General features: G+C 41.4%; 13 protein-coding genes and 1 pseudogene. 7 read left to right on the top strand and 7 right to left on the bottom strand.

Going from position 1 to position 20,491, the window contains the following annotated elements; genetic code table 11:
* Positions 1-104 precede the first annotated feature (104 nt).
* Positions 105-980 carry an endonuclease/exonuclease/phosphatase family protein gene (locus tag AB4180_RS19890; RefSeq protein ID WP_102249602.1) on the bottom strand — a complete coding sequence of 292 codons (876 nt, stop codon included), beginning with the start codon at positions 978-980 and terminating at the stop codon, positions 105-107.
* A gap of 301 nt (positions 981-1,281) precedes the next feature.
* Here AB4180_RS19890 and nrdD (AB4180_RS19895) point away from each other — a divergent pair.
* From nrdD (AB4180_RS19895) to AB4180_RS19915, 5 genes and pseudogenes are all read left to right on the top strand, one after another.
* Positions 1,282-2,139 (top strand): annotated as a pseudogene (nrdD, locus tag AB4180_RS19895) (anaerobic ribonucleoside-triphosphate reductase); the annotation flags it as partial.
* A gap of 249 nt (positions 2,140-2,388) precedes the next feature.
* Entirely contained in the window at positions 2,389-4,530 is a 2,142-nt protein-coding gene (gene nrdD / locus AB4180_RS19900) for an anaerobic ribonucleoside-triphosphate reductase (protein ID WP_017097613.1), read from the top strand.
* Positions 4,531-4,536: 6 nt separating this feature from the next.
* Entirely contained in the window at positions 4,537-5,007 is a 471-nt protein-coding gene (nrdG, locus tag AB4180_RS19905; protein WP_017097612.1) for an anaerobic ribonucleoside-triphosphate reductase-activating protein, read from the top strand.
* Positions 5,008-5,030: 23 nt separating this feature from the next.
* Positions 5,031-6,062: a hypothetical protein gene (locus AB4180_RS19910; RefSeq protein ID WP_017097611.1), complete on the top strand. Its 1,032-nt coding sequence runs from the start codon at positions 5,031-5,033 to the stop codon at positions 6,060-6,062.
* Positions 6,063-6,067: 5 nt separating this feature from the next.
* A complete protein-coding gene (locus AB4180_RS19915; RefSeq protein WP_017097610.1) occupies positions 6,068-8,296 on the top strand; it encodes a ThiF family adenylyltransferase in 2,229 nt (742 codons plus the stop codon).
* Between the two features lie 679 nt (positions 8,297-8,975).
* Here AB4180_RS19915 and AB4180_RS19920 read toward each other — a convergent pair.
* The gene (locus AB4180_RS19920) at positions 8,976-10,061 is read right to left on the bottom strand and encodes a lipase family protein (RefSeq protein ID WP_372069640.1); all 1,086 of its coding nucleotides are present in this window, start codon (positions 10,059-10,061) and stop codon (positions 8,976-8,978) included.
* Positions 10,062-10,153: 92 nt separating this feature from the next.
* Between AB4180_RS19920 and AB4180_RS19925 the strand changes: the two genes are divergently transcribed.
* Both AB4180_RS19925 and AB4180_RS19930 read left to right on the top strand, forming a co-directional pair.
* Positions 10,154-10,858: a hypothetical protein gene (locus tag AB4180_RS19925; protein WP_017097607.1), complete on the top strand. Its 705-nt coding sequence runs from the start codon at positions 10,154-10,156 to the stop codon at positions 10,856-10,858.
* 10 nt (positions 10,859-10,868) lie between these two features.
* Positions 10,869-11,156, top strand: coding sequence for a hypothetical protein (locus AB4180_RS19930; protein ID WP_017097606.1), 288 nt, complete (start codon positions 10,869-10,871; stop codon positions 11,154-11,156).
* Positions 11,157-11,577: 421 nt separating this feature from the next.
* Here AB4180_RS19930 and AB4180_RS19935 read toward each other — a convergent pair whose 3' ends face one another.
* The 5 genes from AB4180_RS19935 to AB4180_RS19955 are packed head-to-tail and all read right to left on the bottom strand — an operon-like array spanning position 11,578 to position 20,350.
* Positions 11,578-13,989 carry an AAA family ATPase gene (locus AB4180_RS19935; RefSeq protein ID WP_158008818.1) on the bottom strand — a complete coding sequence of 804 codons (2,412 nt, stop codon included), beginning with the start codon at positions 13,987-13,989 and terminating at the stop codon, positions 11,578-11,580.
* Positions 13,976-14,533, bottom strand: a complete 558-nt coding sequence (locus tag AB4180_RS19940; protein WP_017098257.1) for a hypothetical protein — start codon at positions 14,531-14,533, stop codon at positions 13,976-13,978. The genes AB4180_RS19935 and AB4180_RS19940 overlap by 14 nt, the downstream gene beginning before the upstream one ends.
* A 6-nt stretch (positions 14,534-14,539) precedes the next feature.
* Positions 14,540-15,154, bottom strand: a complete 615-nt coding sequence (locus AB4180_RS19945) for a hypothetical protein (RefSeq protein WP_017098258.1) — start codon at positions 15,152-15,154, stop codon at positions 14,540-14,542.
* Positions 15,147-18,986 (bottom strand): hypothetical protein, encoded by a 3,840-nt coding sequence (locus tag AB4180_RS19950; RefSeq protein WP_017098259.1) that lies wholly within the window; start codon positions 18,984-18,986, stop codon positions 15,147-15,149. The genes AB4180_RS19945 and AB4180_RS19950 overlap by 8 nt, the downstream gene beginning before the upstream one ends.
* A gap of 2 nt (positions 18,987-18,988) precedes the next feature.
* Positions 18,989-20,350: a site-specific integrase gene (locus tag AB4180_RS19955; RefSeq protein ID WP_157936319.1), complete on the bottom strand. Its 1,362-nt coding sequence runs from the start codon at positions 20,348-20,350 to the stop codon at positions 18,989-18,991.
* Between the last annotated feature and the right edge of the window lie 141 nt (positions 20,351-20,491).

Here is a 20,491-nt window from a genome sequence, read left to right on the forward strand (position 1 = left end):
TCTTATCTGACCAAACAGAGAGGTTGACTCGCTTTTAGCAAAAAAGCCAGTCAGCCTCTTTCTATATCTACCGTTAGCTATGATCTGCCGTTATCTAAAATCTACTATTTAATAGTCGTTGAAACTGGGCAATGGTCGCTAAGTTTGTAATCAAGCACATCTTGCGTTTCAAAGACCTTCTGTTTAGCAGGAGAGGCATCTAAGGATTTGCTCACTACAATATGATCAATCACAGAACGGAACTGGTGTGTGCGATGGTTATTGCGGTTAGAGCGTACCTTACAATCTGCTCGAGTTTTTCTTGTCGCCAACTGAGCATCGGCATTTTGAGTTAAGTCTTTCCACATCCAATCTCTTGAGTAAGAAAGGTTATGGTTGAAATCGCCTAATATTGCGTAATCCTGACCTTGGCGTTCTCTTTGCTGTATCCACTTATTAAGTTGTTGCGCTTGGTCTTTGAGCCTTGAACAGTCACGGTTCGACTTATAAGCGCCGCTGCAACCTGCCTTTAAATGCACAGACAGCATGTGAATTGGTTTTGTATCCGTTTCCACAACCATATAACTGGCAAACCTAAGCTTGCTGTTAGCGCTCGATTCGAGAGGAAAGTCAGCGTAGTCGGTGAGTATGATTCCTTTACGAACCGCGAACCCTGTGTATTGATTCACTTCTTTGAACTGATGGTTACTGTTTTCTGATAATGCCCGGTCAGACATCAATATCTTGTATTGATCGCCAGCGATGCGCTGAATGGCATTGATGTCATCGACTTCTTGGAAAGCCACCACATCCGAATTTAAGGATTGGAAATACTGTTCGAGCTTATCGAAATCCGCTTGATCACGTTGGTCAGAAAACTTATTCACAGCCTCATTGGTTGATAACCATTCGATATTCCAACTGGATATGGTTAAAGGTTCAGCAAAAGTCTGGCTACTTAGTAAGCAACCTAACATTGTCCAGTTTTGAAGTCGTTTCATCCCAAATATCCCTAATTTTGGTGTGCAATATAGTTGAGCCGTTATCCTACAACACTTACCGAAAATTCAACTCTTTTTAGCAGTTTTTTTATTGTTACATTGTTTCTTTTCGACTTGAGATCTCACGTAATAATATTGGATTTATCTTGTTCGGCGTGCCTATTTTATTGATCCAAATCAATACTCAATGTTGGTGGTTCTCGTTAAATACGCCACAATATCTAGTGTTAGTTAAACGATAAATCGCTCTATAGTGTGTTTGTGGATAAGTCTGTGAATACCTCAAGAGTAAGGAGAAGTGGTGAAATCAATCGTAATCAAGCGTGATGGCTCAAGAGCTCCATTCAGTAGAGATCGCATCCAAGCTGCAGTGGAAGCAGCATCAGACAAAACCGATAAGGAAATTGCTATTTATGCTCTGAATGTGGCATTAGCAGTTGAGTTGAAGCTCGAAGACTACGATGAAGTTCATATCTCTGAAATTCAAACCATGGTCGAGAACGAGCTAATGCAGGGACCATACAAGTCTCTTGCTCGTGCCTACATTGAATATCGTCATGACCGTGACATCGCACGTGAAAAGCAAAGCGCTTTAACTCGCGAGATCGAAGGTCTGATCGAAGAAAGCAATGTTGATCTGATCAATGAGAATGCCAACAAAGATGGCAAAGTTATCCCAACTCAGCGTGATTTGCTAGCGGGTATCGTGGCTAAGCATTATGCAAAAACTCACATTTTGCCGCGTGATATCGTACAAGCTCACGAGTGTGGTGACATTCACTATCACGATTTAGACTACGCACCGTTCTTCCCAATGTTTAACTGTATGCTTATCGATCTTAAAGGCATGTTAACGCATGGCTTCAAGATGGGTAACGCGGAAATCGACACACCTAAATCGATCTCTACTGCGACAGCGGTAACTGCACAGATCATCGCGCAAGTGGCAAGCCACATATACGGCGGTACAACGATTAACCGTATCGACGAGGTTCTAGAACCTTACGTAATGGCGAGTTACGAGAAACACCTATCACTAGCGAAAGAATGGGACATTCACAGCCCAGAAGCTTTTGCTATATCTCGTACAGAGAAAGAGTGTTACGACGCTTTCCAGTCTTTGGAATACGAAGTAAACACGCTACACACGGCTAACGGTCATTATGTAGTAAAGCACTTTATGAAAATTATATGTGTGTGTGCGTACTATCTAGAGCAAGGAGATTTCACCTTAGCCCTTCAAGCCTCTAAAATGTTGGATTTTTCTATAATAGAGAATTCATTTCACCTCGCTGAGTTGGCTGTTTTTTCGAGAGAGTACTCTCGTAAGTTTCAAAAGAAACAAAACTCACAAAAACAAGCCTTTCAAATTGCAGCTCAGAAAATGAAACTATAAGGAGAAATGAATATGATTATGAAGCAACACGAATTAGCAGTTGTGGTTAAACGTGACGGTGCAAAAGCAACCTTTAACGCACAACTCATTAAGAATGCTGTTCAAGCAGCAGCGGAAAGCATCAACAGCCCTAAGCGCGAACTTGGCGATATTGTAGCCGCTAACGTATGCGAGAAGATGAATGGTAAAGTCGAAATAGAGATTTCCAAGATCCAGTCTCTGGTCGAAAAAGAATTAATGCATGTAGATGAAGATGTAGCTCGTGCTTACATTGAGTATCGTCATGACCGTGATATACAACGTGAAAAAGCAAGTGCATTAAGTGCTGAAATTTCTGGTTTGGTAGATCAAAGCAACGCTGACCTACTGAATGAAAATGCAAATAAGGATGGCAAAGTCATTCCCACACAGCGCGATCTTCTTGCAGGTATTATCTCTAAGCACTATGCAAAACACCACATGCTACCGCGTGATATTGTTCAAGCACATGAGATTGGTGAGATCCATTACCATGATCTGGATTACTCTCCATTCTTTCCGATGTTCAACTGCATGATTGTAGATCTAGAGAACATGCTGAAGAACGGTTTCAGAATGGGTAATGCAGAAATCGACACACCTAAGTCAATCCAAACAGCAACAGCCGTTACTGCCCAAATCGTAGCGCAAGTAGCTAGCCATACTTATGGTGGTACTACATTGAACCGTCTAGATGAGGTACTAGCACCTTACGTTACAGTCAGTCATGAGAAGCATCTCGCTACGGCAAAAGAGTGGGATGTACCAAATCCTGAGGCTTATGCACGTAAACTTACAGAAAAGGAAGTTTACGACGCATTCCAATCTCTTGAGTACGAGATCAATACGCTTTTCTCAAGTAATGGGCAGACTCCGTTCTTGAGTGTGAACCTCGGTCTAGGGACAAGTTGGGAATCTAAGCTCATTCAAAAGTCAATTTTCCAGAATAGAATCAAAGGACTAGGTAAAAACAAGAAGACTGCGGTTTTCCCTAAATTGCTATTTACAATCAAAGATGGCATCAACCTTAAAAAAGAAGATCCAAACTACGATATTAAGGAGCTTGCTCTAGAGTGTGCCTCAAAACGTATGTATCCAGACATTCTGAACTACGACAAAGTAGTAGAAGTTACTGGTTCATTCAAAGCACCAATGGGTTGCCGTAGCTTCCTAGGTCGTTATGTAGATGAGAATGGCAATGAAGTTCACGAAGGACGTAATAACCTCGGCGTAGTGAGCCTTAATCTACCTCGGATGGCTATTGAGGCTAATGGCGATGAAGCGAAGTTCTACGAAATCATGGAAGAGCGCACTGAGCTTGTTCGTCGTGCTCTCGAAACACGCATTGACAGACTTCGTGGCGTAAAGGCACGAGTCGCACCAATCCTATATACAGAAGGCGCTCTGGGTGTTCGACTGAACCCAGATGACGAAGTGTTGGACATATTCAAGAATGGTCGTGCTTCAATCTCGATGGGATACATTGGTATTCATGAGACCATCAACGCTCTTTACGCTAAAGATGGTGAGCATATTTTTGATGATGAAACTCTTCGTCAGAAAGGTATCCAGATCGTTAAGTTCCTCAAGAACAAAGTCGATGATTGGAAAGAGCAAAGTGGCTGGGGCTACAGCTTATACAGCACGCCTTCTGAAAATTTGTGTACTCGATTCTGCGCACTAGATACTAAAGAGTTCGGCGTACTAGATAGCGTGACTGACAAAGGTTACTACACGAATAGCTTCCATCTTGATGTGCAGAAGAAAGTTAATCCATACGACAAGATAGACTTCGAGATGCCATACCCTGAACTAGCGAGTGGTGGCTTTATCTGTTACGGCGAGTTCCCTAACATGCAGCGTAATATCGAAGCGCTAGAGAATGTGTGGGACTACAGCTACGACCGAGTGCCATATTACGGCACTAACACGCCAATTGATGAGTGTTATGAGTGTGGTTTTACAGGTGAGTTCGAGTGTACAAGTAAAGGCTTTACGTGTCCGAAGTGTGGCAACCACGATCCTAAAAAAGTATCAGTTACACGCCGTGTTTGTGGTTACTTAGGTTCTCCTGACGCTCGCCCGTTTAATTCAGGTAAGCAAGAAGAAGTTATTAGACGTGTTAAGCACATGTAGTATATTATGAATTACCATAAATATCAGCAAGTTGACGTTGTAAATGGTGAGGGTACACGTTGCACTTTGTTTGTTGCAGGTTGCGAGCATAACTGTCGTGGCTGCTACAACAAATCGACATTGAATCCAAATTCTGGTCATCCATTTACTCAAGAGATGGAAGATCAGATAATCGCAGATCTTAAAGACAAACGTATTAAAAGGCGCGGTTTATCTTTGTCTGGCGGTGATCCTCTTCATCCTGCTAATTTAGAGCAAATTTATCAATTGGTTTTAAGAGTAAAACAAGAATGCCCAGACAAAGATATCTGGATGTGGACTGGTTACATTTTGACTGAATTGAATCTAACGCAGCAGGCAATCGTGGACAATATCGATGTGCTAATAGACGGGAAATTTGAACAAGATAATTATGATCCTGAGTTGCTGTGGCGTGGCTCTAGCAACCAGGTGATTCATCGCTTTAAAGACATTTAACCACTGATAGACAAGGAGCTGCCATGGCAGATTATATTAAGTACTTACCAGTTGACAATGGTGATAGCATTTTAATTAAGTCGGGTTACAAAGCAGTACTCACCGATATTAAATACCGTACTTCGGATGATGATGTATATGATATTTATAATGACATTAAAGATTCATGTTCAGATAACAAATTAAGCCTGTTTGTGTCTACTCACCAAGATCAAGATCATGTTTTGGGTTTTTCCGATGTATTTCATTGCGGTACTCCTGACAATTGGAAAAACGATGGGAAATCCCTGTTAGTCTGTGAGATTGTATGTTCCGAGAGAGCGTTGACAGAAGAGAAAACAGATCAATCAAGAGCTATATTAAATGAAATTCGCCGTCGCAATCGACTTAAAGGCACTAAGGATGCTGATAAGGACGGGAATCGTTTAAATATCGTCAAAGAAGGTGACAGCCTTTCGGTAGGCACTAAACTTAAAGGTAAGGTTTTAGCGCCAAATAGCGAAGAGGTTGAAGGCGAAAGCAGAAATAATAGCAGTGTTGTGGTGCGTTGGATCTATAGTGGCGAAAAGAACAATACAAAGATACTTTTAGGCGGCGACGCTGAATGTGAGGTATGGGAGCGCCTTGATACTGACTATGAAAAAGAAGATCTTGATTGGCATTTGTGCTCGGCACCACATCACTGTAGTTTGACTCCTTTTGCAAAGAAAGATGACAAAACAGATAAAAACAGTGACTACGTAGATAATGACAAGGCGATTAGCGCCCTTAGTCATCCATTAGGCAAAGCATTTGTTGTTTCTTCTTCCAAGAAAATTAAGCGTGATGATGATAATCCACCTCATTACAAAGCTAAGAATAAGTGGATCTCAATATTGAAGACTTCTGAGAGCGATGAATCTAAAGAACGTTTCTTTTGTACAGCAGACCACGAAGGAGAAACAGCACCGATAGTTTTTACATTAAGTGATAAAGGTATAACCCTAGAGAAGAAGACAAAGAGCAGTAATGCGACTAAAGCGTCCGCAGTCAACAAGCCTACAACATACGGATAATTGAAATGCCAACTCTACCTGATTGGATTGGTTACGATGTGAGGGTATTAGAGCAGCATGAAGAAGTGCTGCTTTCTTCTGTTAAGGTATTGGAGCATACGATTGAGGTTTGTTTTGATATCAAATTCCCGCATTATCCTCAAGCTTGCGACAAGCGTATTCATAATCCAGAAAAAATAAAATTAAGTTACTCAAAAACTGACGTGAGAAATGCGCCTGATATTCTAGCGATACGGAACGACTTCCCTAGAGATCTACCTCACTTAAATCCAACTAAGGTGACTTCTCCAGCTTCAATTTGCCTATGGCGAAAAGGTGGAACTGACGCTTTATACATGCAAAAAGGTATCGAAAGTCTTATTGATGTACTTCGAGAATGGTTAGTTGATGCATCTTTGGGGGATCTAAATACTGACGGATGGGAGCCATCCCCTCGAACGAGCTGTGCAAGCCTAGTTGTGAATGCACCTAAGTTGCAAGAGATGGTGTGTAATCATAAAAATGAAGGGATGTTACTTAAACTCAGTACAAAGGTCTTTTTTAGTAGGTTTAGGGAGACGCTATTTGGTGTTTCTGCCTGCAATTCAGATATTAACCTCAAAAACATTAGCAGTTATGTAAATGCAAGAAAAAGTGGTCAATGTGCTACGCAACAGGCAAGTATAGATGGCAAAAAGCTGGAAGCTCTAAGTACGTTTGTTATTGTACCCAATCATGATCGTGTAGATGATGTTAACGACTGTCGAGAAATAGAATCTTTAGCTGATCTTAAAGCGTTTACTTGTGATGATAGGTTTAACAGTTTTTCTGATATTGTAGAGTCTGAGTTCTCTCGCTTCAATGAAGAGCGAGCAGTTATTATTGTTATTGCTAAACGTAGACCTAAGGCGTTGATCTCCGAAATTATGGGACTTTCTCAAAATGAAGATCATAGAAAAATTGAGTTACTTCCATTTCTAATCCACTATCGTAAACGAAAAATTCAGGTAGATTTTCTGTCGTTACGTTCTCGAATGAGACCAAGAGAGTTAGCTCAAATTTCAGGGGTTGAATCTAACGAAAGTTCGGTTGGTTTTATTGGCGCAGGAGCTTTAGGGTCTGCTATCTCAGATCAGTTGGCTAGATCTGGTGTTTTCAAAATTAAGCAATGGGATAGGGATAGTATAGAATTACACAACTCTGCTCGTCATGTTTGTATCGATCCTACTTTTGAAACACCCGTGCTATCCACTAAAGCAAGAATGGTTGCTGATCGGTTAAAACAGTTGAGTGAAGAACATCGAAAGGGGGTTGAAGGGTTCGATAAGCATTTTGAACTTCAAAGTGAAAAACTCATTTGCTCTAAGCTAGATTTACTTGTAGATACGACGGGCACTGACCTCATCGGCTCATGGCAAGAACGTCCTTCATGTGCAGTAACGCGAGTTTATGTTTCCGATAGTGGTCGTATTGGTGTCATCCAATGTCTGCAAAGTAATGGTGAAGGTGCAGATATCCTAGACCTTGATGCATATATGCTCTTGTCTTCGTGTCGGGTTGAAGCATTGCGTCAATGGTTAGTTCGAGATGCCGCCCTAGAATCTAAATTAGTAGGCTTGAGTTGTAGTAGCGAAACTTTGGCCTTACCGTGGTCTTCGGTACTTAATCATGCTTCAACCTTCGTCCCTTTAATTAGAAAGCAAATGTCTCAGTCTACAGCAATGCTGGGAGTCAATGTTTTAGATGATGATGGTCTACCTCGCGGATATGTCCCAGTAGCACTTCAAGGCGAATTGTGTTTTGAGGAGAAAAAGGTTACTGATGCTAATGGAATAGAGTGGTATATTACCATTCACTCTTCTGTTATTGAAAAATGCGATTTAGTGACACATGAGTATTCACCAAATGAAGCAGGCGGCTACCTATGTGGACTTGTGAGCATGGAGTTAAACCGTATCTCAATAGTATTTGCATCGAAAGGCACATTTACGTCAACTCCAATAGGTCTGACTTTGGAACCTATTGATAAAGATAGGGAATGTAACGATTTAATGGACAATTGCAATGAGATGTTGTTGCCACTAGGCACATGGCACTCACATCCTTGTTCAACATCTAAAGAGTCGGGCACGGATTTGCGTACATTGAGAGATGTTACGAAACAAAAACAACCTTTGCCATTTGTGATGCTTATCAAAGGAGCTGATGGTATCAACTTGCAAGTAGGGTACAACAGGAATTTTGACATAAAATGAATGAATTACTCGCTAAGATATCATCTTATAACTTGTTTAATTACTTGTTTCCAGGGGCATTATTTATTGTATTGTTGGAGGAACTTACACAGTTTTCGTTAAGGCAGGAGGATCTAGTTTTAGGTGTATTCTTTTACTATTTCATAGGTTTGGTCATAAGCCGTATTGGCTCAGTATTGGTGGAACCAATACTCAAGAAGCTACGAATTGTTAAGTTTGCAGACTACACAGACTATGTAACCGCTTCAAAAGAGGACGGGCTTATTGTTACTCTTTCAGAGCAAAACAATATGTTTCGAACTTTGTGCTCTGTGATGTTTTGCCTTAGTTGTGCCAAGGTATACTCGTTAAACGTCTCGTGGCTCAATGACAATATGGAAGTTATTGTTATTTCTGGGTTAGGGATTTTGATGGTATTGGCCTATAGAAAACAGACTGCTTATATTCGTGCTAGAATTTCCCGTCATACTAATAAAGGATGTTGATAGTTAGCTTTGTATAGCAACATAGGCAAACTAGCTCTTTTATGTTTAGTTTAGATCATATGAATCTACCGTCTTTGATGGGGATTCTAGTTAGTTGAGTCTAACTTTGGCTGAACACCTAATTCAAACTAATCTATGTAAAGGGAACATAGATTAGTTTGATGGAATCAAGGCCCACATTATACTTTAAAAGCTTAATTACGCTTTATGGCAACGATCTCTAGTTTTTTGCGGTAAATACTGATTGAATGGTCAGAGAGAAACTTCTTGTATGGAAGTTTTCCTATTAAAAGGGCTTTTAGCCTGAACAACAAAGAGACTGAGTAAAGTAGCTGAACATCTTCATATTCACCCTTCTTACAGTTTGTCAAGTAACGCATATTACCGCCGTGCATATATCCACAGAACTTTTCTAATAAGAACTCCTTTGCCTTGACTCCAACCCAAGGTATGAAACTAACCCCCGTACTAATAGCACCAATTGCTAGGCCATTGGGTGGTAGCATCGTCACAGAATCCGCAGCGTTGACAACTCGGTAAATCGGTGTCTTTATTGTAGAAATCCACTCTTTGTCCCCAACTCTTGGTGAACCGAATGTATAGCAGGCTGCTATGCCAAAATCGAATTTTAACCGTTTCGCGGCAATTGTTGCTAATGCGCCACCTAAACTATGACCTGTAATGAACAATGGTTTAGCCTCTGTCAGTTTACTCAGAGCAACACTAAGTTCTTCCTCAACCGATTCAAAAGCTTCATGAAAGCCTTCATGTACTTTTCCTGGGCTTTTACATTTGGTTATTGTAGCTTTGGCGTCTGATTTTATATCGTTAAGGCTCGTAGCTTCAGTTCCTCTAAAAGCCAAAACATAGAAGGTAGGGGTTTCTACCAATATTGCTTGGGTTCCTAGTTCAGTACTGAAGGTTTTTATTAGCTGAGTCTCATTAAGAGTATTTAACTCATTGACTAGTTTATTCTTTTCTTCGTCATGATCCCAGAGTAAACCTTCTATAGTAGATAATGCTTTAGACACATTTATGCTAGTAGATCCATCTGCGAGCCGTTTCAATGCTTCACTTAATCCTATCTTCTGCAACCTGCTTGGTAGTGCTGGATTAAAACGTATATACGCTAGCTCTGAAAAAGTAGCCATTAACCAAGCTGTTCTATCGCTGTATGCTTGGCGATAACTTGGTTGTGTTAAGCCTAATAACGTGGATTTTCGATCTAGTTCAACATTAACACTCTCTAATATAGACATATTCAACAATCTCTTTTGCAATCAAGTTCCTATGTGGGTAACATTTAATCAGTCATTAAAGAGACTTTCAATTAATCAATTGAATTAATCACTCAATATATGGAAATGATTAGATGCGCACACTTTTATTAGTTCTGCTCGGAGTACTTGGTGGATGTTCCCAAGTTCCAACTCAGTCTGTCGAGCTTTCTGCGACAGTTGGGCGTGACATAGAAAAAATGCATAAATCTCACGTTCAAACCATTAGTATTTTGTACTCACGAATGAGATATGATGTGAATGAGTTTATAGATAATGTCTATACACCCTATGCCATCCGAGAATCGATAAAAAAAGATCGTACTAGGCTACAAAATGGCCATACCTCGTTTATACGGATGATCTCTAATGGGCTATCCACTGATGCAAGTTCAGAACAACAAGAACAGGCTATAGATGCTATGGAAATTCTTGTAATAAATGTGACTAAGTCAGTAGATAGGCAGCGCAAGCAATTGCTCGATAATTTAAATGCACAAGAGAGAGAACTCTTGGCTTCTACTAATCGCTCTTACTTAGCTATTCATCAAGCTAACTCAATTGTTACGGGGCATTTGGCTTCAATAGCTCAAGTCCATGACGCTCAAAATGAGTTGTTGAGTGAGATTGGTATTGAATCTGATGTTGGTGGGTATATTGCGACAAAGTTATCTAAAGCCTCTAATGAGATAGCTGAACTTTCGAAAAAAAGTGAGACAGAATTGAATGGAATAGGTGGTGTTGAAGGTGCGCGAGCAAAGCTTCAAGACTCAATCGATAAACTGAACTTCAAACAATAAAGGATTAAGTATGAGCAGCCTAGAAGATCTAGATAAATTACTCAGCGACGATTTTGAAACTATAGAAGCTACCTTCAATGGTAGGTATGGGGCGGAGTTAACTAAGCTATCTGGATTGTCAATCACAGAACTTAAAAATATACATACAGCAGTCAATATTGTGGAGTACGAAAAATTAAAAGCTGTCGTGCTCAGGGCATCCCAACAAAACCTTAGTCAGGCTGAATTGAAAGCACGTATACATGCTTTGGGCAAAGTTGCGGTCGAGATTGCAAAAATAGCGGATATTGCAGTCTAAATATAAAAACACCGTAACGGTGCGCCTTTGAAGTCGCTCAGGTTCAAAGAGAAGATGGATGAGCTAGGCATTATCTCATAGTATAGCAGCCCCAAAGTCGGTGATGATAACCCGTATGTCGAGTCGTTGTCCCGCACGCAAAGTACATTGCGTGCGGGCCGAAAATGGGTTGAAGCCTCCTTCGCTAGTACAGCAAACATAAATTATGTCACGTCTTCACAGAGTCAACGTGCGGAGGCATGGCTCGCTGCAAAACAGCGAAATCCTGAACGATAGGCAAGTGCTCTAAGAAACTATGAAGCTGTTGGTGAGGTTCACTAAAACCCAGAAAGAAAACCTGCTTAATAAGCAAGCAAATAATGACAACTACCTTGAAAAGCGCCGTTAGCTTAAAAGCGCAGGAGTAATGGGTACTTATTCATCAAGCATCTAGAAAATGGCACTCTGGCTCAAGGTCAAACCCAGTGCAAATTTTTTTATAGGCTGGCTTATCGTTAATGGCTCTTTTAAGGGTATCCGTATCTCCGATAAAAATAGTAGCCGTTTTTGAACGTGTTAATGCCGTATAAATCATGCTGTTCTCCACAAATGATGTGGAGGTAGAACTAGGTAGTAGAACGATAGTATATGCAAACTCAGAGCCTTGGGCTTTATGAATTGTGATACCGTAACAATGTACTAACCCAGTATCAAAACATGCACCTTCATCGATATAGACTGTCTTTTCAGCAAACTGGCAGACTAACTTCTTTTGTATGTTTTCACCTGCATCTTCTTGTAAGTAGACAATATCAGCGACAGTTGCCATATCACCGTTGTATAGGTCAAGAGATGCGAAGTTCTGAGTGGCAATAACGCGATCACCTTTGGCAAACCCCCACAGGGTATCAGAACTACTACTGTATCGCTCGTTTGCTATAAAATGGCTGTTGATGGACACTGTCGATAATGGGTTATCAGCATTAGAGTAAGGCGTGATAACTTGCGATTTATCTAAGCCTAGTTGCTTAGATAATGAATAAGCGTTTTGGATAATTTGTGAGTCACTAATTTGCGAATAGTACACGCCAGCCTGACCAGAAAAAGAACTCAGGTCTCTTAGCTCGGATAAAGGATTGTTTGAAAACTCATGTGTTCTGTTGCTCCACTCTGATTTCATTGAGTGACCCACAGTTCGCACCAATGTTGCAACTTCTTTGATTGGGTTGCCAGCTCCTTGCCTGTGAACTCGTTTAAGCTCGCAGTAAGGCACTGTATCGGCATTTAATGCACCAAGACTGACAACATGCTGCCAAACTACTCCAAACCCGACAGGGGCTATTTGAGCAATGTCTCCAACCATTGAAATGCTATATCTAGAAGCGTGCTTATCGAGAAGTGACAAAAACTCTACCACAAGGGATAAATCAAGCATTGACGACTCATCAAAAACAATTAGTGGATTATCGTTAAGCTGTATTGCCCCTTTGATGTCAGGGCTATTTAAGGTTAGTTCGATCTGTCGAATTAACCCTCTAACCGTATAGCTACAGACCTCATATTCGCTCTCGCCGAAAAGGTTTGTGTTTTGTTTTCGGATAACGCACATTCGTTCTAATTCATCATTAACTCTTTTCTTAGCTATGCCTGCTACTGCCACAAAATATGCAGGTCGGTCTAAACGGTTACATACGTACTTAACACATGCCATAGCTGTGCTTTTACCTGTACCGCCTTCACCCTGCGCGATTGACAGGTCATTGGTCAGGGTATTGAAAGCGAGTTTTTTTTGCTCTTCGGTGAGGTAAAACCCATTCACCCTTGATGAGTATTCGTCAAATTCATTAATGAGAGAAAATATGCGTCCACTAGGTAATTTACCTTCCCTAGAGGTGGCGATTTTTGATGCCATTGATCTTTCGACTATACTCTCCAGATTTGCTAGCCCAACGCCCTGATAGTCGCCTCTATTCGTTCTGCATATGGCTGTTAGTGAAAGACCCGTATCAATCGCAATATCAATCAAGCTCTCACCAATCAACGATGAAAGGGCCACCCTAAACTTCTCCTTAGTGATAGCTGTATGGTTTTGCTTCAGTGCGCGATACACCACGCAGTCAATAGCACCAATCAACCGAACAGGGGAGTCGTCAGGAATATTAATTTTGCTCGTCTTTCTTAGTCGTTCAGCAACGCCCCATGCATTATTAAAGCGGGTTCCCATGCGTATAGGAGCATAAGGGTTACTTGTTAACAAGCTCTTTGTTGAGCGACCTAACAGCCTGAATAGCCGATGTGCTGTTCGTTTGTCATAACCAGCCTGGTCGATGAATTCAATAGACTCAAACTCAGCATGTACATTTTGGTATGCTGTTAAAAACGCCATGCCACGTTCAATGCTGTTGAATGCATCAACGAGAGCAGCGAGATTTCCATTTTTTAACTCATTCAGAAATTGCCTTGCAGAGCCTACTCTTTTAATCGCCTTCATAATGCGAGACTTGCCACATCCGATACCTCGGAACTCTGGATGTCCGAGGAATAGCTTTTTAGTTAGAGTTGGCAGTTCATATTGTTTTAATGCTCGCTCGAAGAGCGCAAGCTCCCCCTCTACATCGAATGAGACAAGTAATAATTTACCTGAGGTTGCATGATGTTGTGGGCGATAATTAATCAATTCCTTTTGATTGGTACATGAAAATAGCCACACTTCCGCTTCGCTCGGAGCCTTATACGCGAAAGCCTTTTTGATATGAACTGACAATCGCTTGCTAGTATTGATACAGTTACCATAAACAATGTATGCGTTTAGCAGAGGATGTACACTGGTAACTAATAATCTAAGTTCGGTCAAATGTTCGCCCCCCACTGAGGATAGAGTTTCTAACCTGCTCCGCATGACACCTAATATGGTCATCAACAGATTGTTTTGAGGCAGCCAACTTCAGTTCCAACTCATGTATCCGTGCATTCCGTTCATCAACTTCTATTTTCAGCTTCTGTTCCAGTGTTTGAATTTGAGCGTTAAGCGTTACGATTAATTGACCTTGTTCGTTAATATCGCACTGCTGACTGGCAACTAGGTCATCTCGTTTTTTCTCAGTTATGGATCTTGGCTGAGAGTCCTCAATACCGATATTTTTCACATCTCTGGGAAGCGCATTCCTAATTACAGAGTTTTTGTACAGAGTTGCACGATCCTTGAACGCACACCATCTAGCTAATTTACTGGCATTGATTCCTAGCTCGTTCGTGCCACGCTCGTCTCGTGGAAATCTGATTCCCTTCTCCTGCATCTGGCTAATAACTAGTTTATAGCATTCGACGTATAGAGCAGATTTAGCAGTACCTTTCAGTTGTTCTTGTTCAGGGGTTAATTTAATAGGTTCTATCTCCATAACAATTTAACCCCTGTGTGAGGTGGGTGTGGTTCGTGCCTGCCATGCTAGATATGGCTGTGTCTGCTCTGAATTGACTAGGGTTTCACCAAAATATTCAATTCGCCCATCTGGCATCAGGTCTAGCCCTACATCCTCGTGATCAAGAATTCGAGCTAACGCTCTACATAGTTTCTCGACATTAATGTCAGCTTGTCTGATCTCAGTTGCATCTTGTAGCGTCAGTTGTGAGTTCGATGCATCAGAAATAGCAAGTTCTGCCTGCCTTAGTTCAATTTTCAGCTTTTTTATCTCGTTATTTAGAAGCCCAATCTTTGACCTATAGATAGCCTCTTGATGTACCCAGTTTTTAGGCTGAGGTTCTGCTAGGGAGCCAAGGCTATTCGTGCTAGGCGCGACTTTTATCAAGGCGGTCTCAAGGTATCCTCGGTAGTATCCACCCTTATCCTCACTTTTTAGAAGAGTGGAATAACCAATCCCTGTATCCCGCTCCAATTTTTTTGCAAGCTGATCCATATTAGAAATACCAGCCTTGAGACCAGGCGTTGCGATGTATGTATCTAGAGTTTTAGTAACCAACTCGATTCGCCCTTTCAGGGATTGTGTCCTTTTGTTAACCATTAGATAACGCCTTTGTTACATTGTTTTGTAGGGGACTTCTCATTAGAGGTTGAGTGTTTGATAAATCACTCTCGATAACATCCAGAATCTGAGATTTGGTAATAATATTCGCGTCTAGCATACTCATGATTGGGGACATAATATGTCGAGGGTCTAAGGAATCATTTACGAAACAGGCTTCAACCTTTTTCATGATCTCATCACTAGCGTTCTTAGAATCGTTTAGGATTTTCTTCTCAATCCTGGCTACAGTTTTTTGGATTTCAGGGCTATTCAGTGAAGGCACGTCACTCATACTGGTCATATGGTTGAGTAACAACTCAGCTAAAGACATTTTCAATGTTTCGCATGATATTGATTCTTTGAGCAGGCGAGGGGCAGGTACAACAAACTTATTAGTATTCTTTTTGCCTAGCAGACTGATCCGTGTTTGCTCAACAATCCTCAGAGCTGCCTGCCAACCGAGTAGCTCTGACTTTAAAACAGATTCGTTGCGTTTTAGCTGAGCCACTTCGACTTTATGTACAGTTTCGTCAGCAACTTTGTTTCGGTTTAAGTTAATCAGTGATGTCACATTAGTCTTCAAATCTAACTCAAGTCGTTGCACCATCCTTGAAATAGAAATCAGGTTATCTACATGGCAGATCTTTATTCGACAAACGCCGCATCGTTGATAACCACCATTTTCAGCTATGATTTCTGAGGGGCATTCCATATTGTGAACACAGATATGGGTTGATGAAAATGCGATCATGGATAAAGGAGTGGAGGCAACCAGATCCATACCAGTATCTTTAATGATTTCATCACCATCATCGTCAACAGTAACAATTGGAATCGATGTGAAACCGTACAGGCTCATCGTCTCTCTGGGGTTCTGCTTGAACGATTCCCGAACCTGCTCCTGTGAAACATCACTAGTGCACATAGGCATTATCTCATCCTTGTTTTTGTTACCGCGCACTACCATTAGGTTGGCTCTACGATACTCCCCGACCTTACGTGCTCGATCCTCTTCAGTCTCCCTGTTGTAATAGGCGGTTGTACTGATTTGCATGTGACCGATGTTTTTACTGACAGTCTCTATAGGTATATAACCAACCCTGTGGCTAACGTAGGTCGTTCGAGATGAGTGAGGAGTTAGTATCGCCAACAATTTCACACGATGCCCATCAGCATCAAATCCAAGAGTTCGATTTTTACCTGAAACCTTAGCTCGCGTGACGAATTCACTATCAGCAGTGATGGTTCTCTCTACTGTTTGTGCTGTCATAGAGTCTTTAGCGGATAGAGGCACCATTTTAACAAACTCACAACTTTCCATCATATCAGTGAAGGAGCTATTGATAATACCTTGAGAAATCGTAAGGAATATTTTCCAAATGTCGCTCCATACCAGTTCTGAAAATGCCTCTCCTGGTGCGTTGCGAAAAAGGACGTCTATCTCTTTCTCGTCATCATAAGGTACTAGGTGGTCAACATCTGTTCTCAAATTTTGAAATTCTCTTTCTGCTCTTAGCATTGCTATAACATCAATATGAGAACTGGCTTTCCATGGTTTGCGACGACTTTTATCAGTGCTTACCAATAGCTGAACAATACCGTCCTCATTTGCATCATCTACATATTTGTCGAAATGACGTTTGTCTAGGTAGCGGATATGTTTGTGTCGTATTCCTTGTTCAAGAGCTACAATAATACCCCTGATTGGCCCAAGTAATGGAGTGACTAACTGCGCCTTATCCGTATCTATGGTTCCATACTTAGTCATCGAAAATGGGTTCTCAATGATTTTCGAGGTTGCGTCCAGCCGCTTGTAGGAGTATTTCAGTTGATCATCGACGTACCAAACGATTGGGGAAAATCCTGCACAATCATGAGAGTAAACAGCTCTTCTTAGCGCTTTATTATTGTTCTCTCCAACACGAAGAGAGTCATGATAGTGCTCCAATGGCACTGCCCAGTGGAAAATATTGGCTAAAGGCTTACTCTCAGCAATATCACCGCTTAAAGGGGAGTTGTGTAATTGATATCTCAATATTCCAACAGGCGCAGTAATTTTAGCCCCAATTTCAATCAGCCTAAATGGGTTGTCAGTATGGTAGGAATTTACGGATCTGAAACCTAGCAGTTCAGGGGTATAACCTTCGAGAATTCGCTCTTGCAGGTATGAGCCAAATTTTTCTAGGGCGTAGCCTACTTGCAGAGATACTGCGTATTCATCCCGTGTAAATACATTCTTCACTGACTCGCTCAGAGAACCGAGTTTGATACCACGTTGCGACTTATGCCATGCATTAGTGAACTCCTTAGGTTGTAAGAGCTTACCAATGGAGCTTACGTGTTCGTTGTCAAAACGAAAATTGGTTTCAACAGAGTTTATGGCTGCTTTAACCCATGTAGCAACTGAAACCGACTTGCGCAGTAAAAACTCCCCTAATGTGCGAGGCCATTGGTCTGTGTCGATGTCCTGATTGGAAAACGAGCGAATTACGAACGTCTCCCTATCTAATTCTCTTAGTGTCGTAGGTGTGGATATAGCTTCGTTTTTAGCCTGTTCTGGATACATCGCGCACCAGCAGGATATGTACCCAAGGTACTGGTAGATTACATTCCAACCCCACTTAGGGTTACTAGAAGAGCTTGCAGTCATTGAGCTGAGGTGCTTGTCCTTGTACACATCCCAATTAGTGTGGTCAGGCTCATGAATCAAACCACGATTATAAAACTCCTGAGTTGATTGGTAGTCATTGTCAGCGAAGAACTCAAAAAGTGCTTCTTCATCCTGTTCGTACATAACCTCTTCAAGGTTGAATTGTGTAGCGGTGTTGAGTTGGAGCAGTTCAGATCTATAGGCATTAGTAATGGCGTGAGTATGACCAGATAGACTCTCCCGTTTATGACAGCCCAATCTTGAGGCGGCTGTTCTGAACTCATTAAACGCCGCTTTTGCACCTTTGAATGGCATTGTGTTGTTCGACAATTCCTTTAGTGTGTGTGCGTCACACGGCTTTTGGGAATCATACGTATCGTACAGACAGAATAGACGTGTTAGGTCGTCGTAGGAACTTACAGTTACGTCTTCTTGTGTGTGTAGTGTGCTACAGTAGAGGATGCCTGCTAATTTGTCATAGCACTTTCCATCCTCTCGTTCCAACAATGTTACTTCCAACGAAGGAGCATTACCTATGTCATTAATCAGTTCCGTAAACTCAAGTTGCAGATTTTCACAGTATTCGTCAGACGCGCCAAACATAGGGGGGCGAGAAAGATGGTTAAAAGATTTGAACTTACTAAACTCGCCAAACTTTTCGGAACTTAATTCCAAGTTGACAGTAATTGGAAGGACTACCAAGCCCTCTCTCCAAAGCTTAATAAGAATCAATCTGGAATATAGGATGACGGTTTGGTAGACACCTTTACTGATTTGTACCGACTCAATTCCTATTGATAGGAATAATTTTTCTATTTGATTAACGAACTCTACTGCTCCGTGATAACCCTTATAGTCAGGTTTTCGTGCATGGGCCTTTCTGGTAGTGAAATTGGCAGCGCTGGCTGTATGAGATGCAATATTCAGTAGAGTTTCTGTATCAGAGATGTTTGCTGCTATCTCACATATCACACAACGCACATCAGCCTTACCTATGCTGAGATTGGAGCTGCGATTCAGGATATCCATCTCTGGAACACAAAAATTTTTTTCAACACCTACATTGGAAAAAAACGTTGAGATCTGTCCCCCTAGTTGGAGGGCTATTTCAGTACAGCGTCTATCTGCTTTTTCTTTACCTGACGGGTAGTAGGCGGAACTAGTAGTGTTGAATATCATTATTAGTGTGCCTCCAATTTCATTAGCATCTCATTGACTTTTTTTGCTTTTTCGAGCAATGCATGATGTTCCGTTAACAACTTAGCCTTTTGATCGTCGAGGTTAAGGCGTGTGATATCACGAGATAATTTGTGTTGGCGACCCAGTTTCTCAGAGTCATCGCGTTTGTATTTTACGGTACTGGTGTAGTTGACATGACCTATCAGGTTACTGACATCTGGTATCTCATAACCAAATTCTAACTCTCCATCCTCGGTTAGACGTGGGCACTCTTTATGTAGATAGAAGACCAGAGCATGACGAGCGAAATGCGGCCCGTGAAGTGAGTTCTTTGAAATTCCAATTGCCATTAAGCCTTTTTTAAAACGCTTGACGATATTGGAGTGGCTACGTTTTTTGTCGGCACGTTGAGTCAGAAGATACGGCCGTCCCTTGTTTATGTTTTTTTCATAGGTGAACAAAAAATCGTGACTATAATCAGTGACCATATTCACTAGCAGCTTATCTAGTGATTTCCAAAATATCTCTTCAGCTACACCAAACAGGTGTACCTCATTGTTCAAAGTATTACGGCCTTTCCATGCTGAACATAGCATTTGTTCCTCTGTGGTTAGACCTCGCTTAGAAATATTTTTGGTCAAGAATATTCTTCGTTGCGTGAAATCGATGTGTTTGAGCTGGAGTATTAATGCCTCACTGATACGCAAGCCCCCTGCGAAAGCTAATGCGAATAGGGTGCGATCACGATCTGAAAGCGACTCCTGATTGAGAAATGACTCTATTTGCTCCTGTGTGATTGCGATCTTATCTCTGACAGGGGAGTCTTCAGAGGGCAGGCGCGAAAATACCTGACTTGTTTCACCATGCATATTTTGTAAACCTAGAATTCCTCCCAGTGCTGTGTATTTCTGCCAAAATAGCTTTTGTGCCTGTGATATCTCGGTAGAGTTCCAAACCTGTTTGAATATTGGTTGGTACTCAGACTCTGACGGTGAGATTCCCATGGATCGAATGAGTCTGTCATGTACCGCTCTGCCATACCGCTCAGAGATATTGATATAGTGCTCGATCGCATTTAAATGCACATTAACTGAATCATTCCCAAGCTTGGGGCGATATCCGTCCATCAGTGCTCTTATCGTCTGAAGCTCATGAGAGGCGTTAATTGGAACTGTTTTTTGAATGTATGCGGGATAGCTCGTGACCATCCTATGTGCATGATGCAGATTCAAGGGGGTGTCTGTTCCCATCACTCCTGCTTCATGTAAATAGTCGATAAATTTAATCACAGGATTTCGATACGTAGCTAGTGTGTTTGCACTCAGGTTTTGCTTTTTAGTGGTGGTCTCTGCTAGGCGATCCATTTCCTCCTCATATGCACGAAACTCATCGACCTCGGAACCGTTACTAACCCTATATAGGTGATGAGTAGTGGTCTCGATTAAACAAGAGTCTACAAAAGACTTTTGATGTTTAGTTTCGTATGTAAGATTCTTTAATTTCAT

The sequence above is a fragment of the Vibrio sp. 10N.286.49.C3 genome, assembly GCF_041469545.1.
Taxonomy (GTDB): Bacteria; Pseudomonadota; Gammaproteobacteria; order Enterobacterales; family Vibrionaceae; genus Vibrio; species Vibrio tasmaniensis_A.

What these genes read in the sequence shown, in the direction of transcription:
- AB4180_RS19890 (WP_102249602.1), bottom strand. Translation starts at nt 980, where the DNA reads ATGAAACGACTTCAAAACTGGACAATGTTAGGTTGCTTACTAAGTAGC.
- nrdD (WP_017097613.1), top strand. Translation starts at nt 2,389, where the DNA reads ATGATTATGAAGCAACACGAATTAGCAGTTGTGGTTAAACGTGACGGT.
- nrdG (WP_017097612.1), top strand. Translation starts at nt 4,537, where the DNA reads ATGAATTACCATAAATATCAGCAAGTTGACGTTGTAAATGGTGAGGGT.
- AB4180_RS19910 (WP_017097611.1), top strand. Translation starts at nt 5,031, where the DNA reads ATGGCAGATTATATTAAGTACTTACCAGTTGACAATGGTGATAGCATT.
- AB4180_RS19915 (WP_017097610.1), top strand. Translation starts at nt 6,068, where the DNA reads ATGCCAACTCTACCTGATTGGATTGGTTACGATGTGAGGGTATTAGAG.
- AB4180_RS19925 (WP_017097607.1), top strand. Translation starts at nt 10,154, where the DNA reads ATGCGCACACTTTTATTAGTTCTGCTCGGAGTACTTGGTGGATGTTCC.
- AB4180_RS19930 (WP_017097606.1), top strand. Translation starts at nt 10,869, where the DNA reads ATGAGCAGCCTAGAAGATCTAGATAAATTACTCAGCGACGATTTTGAA.
- AB4180_RS19940 (WP_017098257.1), bottom strand. Translation starts at nt 14,533, where the DNA reads ATGGAGATAGAACCTATTAAATTAACCCCTGAACAAGAACAACTGAAA.
- AB4180_RS19945 (WP_017098258.1), bottom strand. Translation starts at nt 15,154, where the DNA reads ATGGTTAACAAAAGGACACAATCCCTGAAAGGGCGAATCGAGTTGGTT.
- AB4180_RS19950 (WP_017098259.1), bottom strand. Translation starts at nt 18,986, where the DNA reads ATGATATTCAACACTACTAGTTCCGCCTACTACCCGTCAGGTAAAGAA.
- AB4180_RS19955 (WP_157936319.1), bottom strand. Translation starts at nt 20,350, where the DNA reads ATGGATCGCCTAGCAGAGACCACCACTAAAAAGCAAAACCTGAGTGCA.